This is a genomic window from Stenotrophomonas sp. SPM (genome assembly GCF_003105135.1).
In the GTDB taxonomy this organism is placed as follows: Bacteria; Pseudomonadota; Gammaproteobacteria; order Xanthomonadales; family Xanthomonadaceae; genus Stenotrophomonas.
This window is the reverse complement of sequence record NZ_QETL01000172.1, coordinates 1-4,500: the sequence shown is the minus strand read 5'-3', so window position 1 is coordinate 4,500 and position 4,500 is coordinate 1. Positions and strand designations below refer to the sequence as shown.

The following is a 4,500-nucleotide window of genomic DNA, read 5'->3' as shown; positions in this document are numbered from 1 at the left end:
GGCCAGCGCGGCGACGATGTCGCCCGGCTCGGCCAGCCGGCCGGGACCGGACTCGCCCTCGGCCAGCGGCCCGTCGACCGGGCCGATGACCTGCGCGCCACGCTGGCGCAGCAGGCTGATGTTGGCCTGGGTGGCCGGGTGCAGCCACATGCGGTGGTTCATCGCCGGGCACACGGTGAGCGGCGCGGTGCTGGCCAGGCACAGGGTGCTGACCAGGTCATCGGCGTGGCCCTGGGCCAGGCGTGCCAGCAGATCGGCGGTGCCCGGTGCGACCACGATGCGGTCGGCCCAGCGCGCCAGTTCGATGTGGCCCATGGCCTGTTCGGCGGCACTGTCCCACAGGGTCGTGCGGGTGGGCTGGCCGGACAGGGCCTGGAAACTGAGGGGGGTGACGAACTGCTGGGCTCCGGCGGTCATCGCCACCTGGACCAGCGCGCCGGCATCACGCAGGCGGCGGACCAGTTCCAGTGCCTTGTAGGCCGCGATCCCGCCGCCGACGCACAACAGCAGTTTCTGGCCCTCCAGCGCGCGGGCCGGCGCGGGGAGGGCGTTGGGAGAATCAGCCACCTGGAAATCCTGTGCAAACGAGGGCGCTAGCTTACCCGATGGTCGGTAACGTCCCGGTACACAGCGCACATAGCGCGCAGCTATCAGCAGATGGAACTCAGGCTACATCGTTTTCCGGGTTGTCCCCTCTTCGATTCGGAACTTTCCTATACCTCAGCCGGCCGCCGCTTCCTCAGAATCACGGTTGGCCCCCTCGGGTGCGCCATCTGGTTTTCCGAGGAGTGCACCGTGCATCCGCGCATCATCATCGCCGACGACCATCCGGTCGTACTGCACGGCATCCGCATCGTGCTCGAACGCCACCAGATGTGCGTCACCGGCGCGGCCGCCGATGGCGCCGGGTTGCTCGACCTGGTCGCCCAGCAGCCCTGCCACGCGATCCTGACCGACCTTTCCATGCCCGGCACCGGGCCCGACGGCCCCGAGCTGCTGGAGACGCTGCGCCAGCAGCACCCCGCGTTGCCGGTGGTGGTGCTGACCGGCGCGCGCCACCCGGGGCTGCTGGATGGGCTGCTGCGCGATGGCGTGCAGGGTCTGGTGGACAAGAGCGCCGACTTCGCCGAACTGCCCCAGGCCCTGCGCGCGGTGATGGCCGGCAAGGTGTTCGTGTCCCACCAGCTGCGCCGCCTGCTGCAATCGCGCGATCTGCTGTTCCCCAGGCCGCAGGCGACGCTTTCGGCCCGCGAACAGCAGGTCGTGCAGCTGCTGGGCGCGGGCCTGAACGTGAATGCCATCGCCGAGCACATCGGCCGCAGCGCCAAGACCATCAGCCGGCAGAAGGCCGAGGCCATGCGCAAGCTGGGCCTGGACAACAACCAGGAGTTGTACGACTACCTGCAGGCCCAGCGCGGTTGAGGGATAGGCCGACCATCGCGGGCGGCAAATGCCGATGGCTGGCGGGCGCCGCAGCAGCGACCATGCAGCCATGTCCATCCACGACTGGCCACCCGAGGAACGCCCCCGCGAGAAGCTGCTGACGCGCGGGCCCACCGCCCTTTCCGATGCCGAACTGCTGGCCCTGTTCCTGGGCTCCGGCTTCGGCGGCCGCGATGCGGTGCAGACCGCGCGCGACCTGCTCGGCAGCCACGGTCCGCTGCGGGTGCTGCTGGACCGCCCCGCCGCCAAGCTGGCCCGCCTGCCCGGGTTGGGGCCAGCGCGCAGCTGCACGCTGGCGGCCGGGCTGGAGCTGGCCCACCGCTACCTGGCCGCCGAGTTGGCGCAGGGCGAAAGCGTGGGCGACAACCCGCTGGCGGTCGGCCGCTACCTGCAGCACCGGCTGCGCGGCCAGGCGCGCGAACTGTTCCTGGTGTTGTTCCTGGACAACCGGCACCGCCTGATCGCCTGCGAGGAGCTGTTCGCCGGCACCATCAACACCGCGCCGGTCTATCCCCGCGAGGTGGTGCGGCGGGCCCTGCTGCACAACGCCGCGGCTGTGATCCTCAGCCATAATCATCCCTCGGGCGACCCCGAGCCGTCCGGGGCCGATGCGCGGATCACCGACGAGCTGCAGCAGGCCCTGGCGCTGGTCGACATCCGCCTGCTGGACCACTTCGTCATTGGCGAGGGGCGGCCGGTTTCATTTGCTGAACGCGGCCTGCTGCCGCAGCACCAGCCGCGCCTGTTCGGCTGAGGCCGCTGGCCCCGCGGGCTTGGCCACTGGAGGTCGTGCGTCTTCACATGGGCAGGCCTCGGTCAGCGTACGCGCCGGCATCTGCGCTAAAATGGGCGATTCCGCCGCTCATTCTCACAGCAGGCCTCGTGAAAAATCTCCTCCGCGCCCTGATCAGCCAAGGCATCGAAGCCTTGCGCGCCAACGGCACCCTGCCCGCCGACTCCCTGCCGCCGGACTTCGTGGTCGAGCGCCCGAAGACCCGCGACCACGGCGACTTCGCCACCAATGCCGCCATGCTGCTGGCCAAGGCCGCGCGCAGCAACCCGCGCGCACTGGCCCAGGCGCTGGTCGACGCGCTGCCGCGCAGCGAGGACGTCAGCAAGGTCGAGATCGCCGGCCCTGGCTTCATCAACTTCCACCTGGCCCCGGCCGCGTACCAGCGCGAAGCCGCCTCGGTCATCAAGGAAGCCCACGACTACGGCCGCAACCTGTCCGGCAATGGCCGCACGGTGGGCGTGGAGTACGTGTCGGCCAACCCGACCGGTCCGCTGCATGTCGGCCATGGCCGCGCGGCGGCGATCGGCGACTGCGTGGCGCGCGTGCTCGATGCCAACGGCTGGAACGCCAAGCGCGAGTTCTACTACAACGACGCCGGCGTGCAGATCGAGAACCTGGCGCTGTCGGTGCAGGCGCGCATCAAGGGCATCGCCCCGGACCAGGACGGTTGGCCGGAAGGTGGCTACCGCGGTGAGTACATCGCCGACGTGGCCCGTGCCTACCTGGCCGGCGCCAGCGTCGACCTGGAAGGCACCATGGTGGTCGGCGCCAAGGATCCGGACGACATGACCGCGATCCGCCGCTTCGCCGTGGCCTACCTGCGCAACGAGCAGAACTTGGACCTGGCCGCGTTCGGCGTCGACTTCGACATCTACTTCCTGGAAAGCTCGCTGTACGCCGATGGCAAGGTGGCCGAAGCGGTCGCCAAGCTGCAGGCCTCGGGCCACACCTACGAGGAAGGCGGTGCGCTGTGGCTGCGCAGCACCGACTTCGGTGACGACAAGGACCGCGTGATGCGCAAGTCCGACGGCACCTTTACCTACTTCGTGCCGGACGTGGCCTACCACCTGTCCAAGTGGCAGCGTGGCTACGAGCGCGCGATCACCGAGCTGGGCGCCGACCACCACGGTTCGCTGGCCCGCGTGCGCGCCGGCCTGCAGGCGATGGAAGTGGGCATCCCGCAGGGCTGGCCGGAATACGTGCTGCACCAGATGGTCACCGTCATGCGCGGCGGCGAGGAAGTGAAGCTGTCCAAGCGTGCTGGCAGCTACTTCACCCTGCGCGACCTGATCGAGGAAGCCGGCCGCGATGCCACCCGCTGGTTCCTGATCGCGCGCAAGCCCGATTCGCAGCTGACCTTCGACATCGACCTGGCCCGCCAGCAGAGCAACGACAACCCGGTGTTCTACGTGCAGTACGCGCACGCCCGCGTCTGCAGCCTGCTGCGCCAGGCGCAGGAGAAGGGCCTGGTGTACGACCAGGGCAACGGGCTGGGCAACCTCGGCCGCCTGGCCGACGACGCCTCGCTGCTGCTGATGAACGAAATCTCGCGGTACCCGGAAGTGGTCGAAGCGGCGGGCGTGGCGCTGGAACCGCACCTGGTGGCGCAGTACCTGCGTGAATTGGCGCACGCCTTCCACACGTGGTATCACGGGACGCCGGTGCTGGTGGACGACGCCACCGACCGCAATGCCAAGCTGACCCTGGCCTGCGCCGCGCGCCAGGTACTGGCCAATGGCCTCGACCTCCTGGGCGTCAGCGCCCCGGAAAAAATGTAAGTTTCAGGAGACGCAGTACACATGGCAGCACGACGCGGCAAAAGCCAGGCACGACGCAACAGCAGCAGCCAGGGCACCCCGGGATGGGTGTGGCTGGTCGCTGGTGTGGCCATTGCCGCAGTGGTGTTCCTGGCGGCGCCGAACCTGTTCAAGGGCGAAGGCGATGGCTTCCTGCGCGCCGGCCCGCAGCCGAACCCGAACGCGCAGCCGGCCCCGGTTGCCGATGCCGACAGCGATGTCGGCAGCCAGCCGGCGGAAGCGCCGGCCACGCCGAAGCCCGCTGAACCGGCCAAGCCGGCGGCCACGCAGTACGACTTCTACACCCTGCTGCCGGGCAAGGAAGTCGAGATGTCCGACGCCGAACTGGCCGCCAGCACGCGTGCCGAAGAACTGCGCCGGGCCAAGGCCGAGGCGCAGCGCGCGCAGGCGGCCCTGGAAGGCAAGCCGGTTCCGGCGGCTGCGGCTGCGGCTGCGGCTGCAGCACCG

General features: G+C 69.7%; 4 protein-coding genes and 1 pseudogene. 4 read left to right on the top strand and 1 reads right to left on the bottom strand.

Annotated elements, in window-relative coordinates; translation table 11 throughout:
- A partial coding sequence (locus DCO49_RS19480) for a flavoprotein (protein ID WP_279325653.1) occupies positions 1-567 on the bottom strand: 567 nt, incomplete at its 3' end.
- 228 nt (positions 568-795) lie between these two features.
- Between DCO49_RS19480 and DCO49_RS19475 the strand changes: the two genes are divergently transcribed.
- The 4 genes and pseudogenes from DCO49_RS19475 to DCO49_RS19460 form a co-directional block, all read left to right on the top strand.
- Entirely contained in the window at positions 796-1,422 is a 627-nt protein-coding gene (locus DCO49_RS19475; protein WP_116865391.1) for a response regulator transcription factor, read from the top strand.
- 70 nt (positions 1,423-1,492) lie between these two features.
- Complete coding sequence (gene radC / locus DCO49_RS19470; protein ID WP_116865392.1) at positions 1,493-2,197, top strand: DNA repair protein RadC; 705 nt, start codon at positions 1,493-1,495, stop codon at positions 2,195-2,197.
- A gap of 128 nt (positions 2,198-2,325) precedes the next feature.
- A complete protein-coding gene (gene argS / locus DCO49_RS19465) occupies positions 2,326-4,014 on the top strand; it encodes an arginine--tRNA ligase (RefSeq protein ID WP_116865390.1) in 1,689 nt (562 codons plus the stop codon).
- A gap of 21 nt (positions 4,015-4,035) precedes the next feature.
- A pseudogene (locus DCO49_RS19460) lies at positions 4,036-4,500 on the top strand (sporulation protein); the annotation flags it as partial.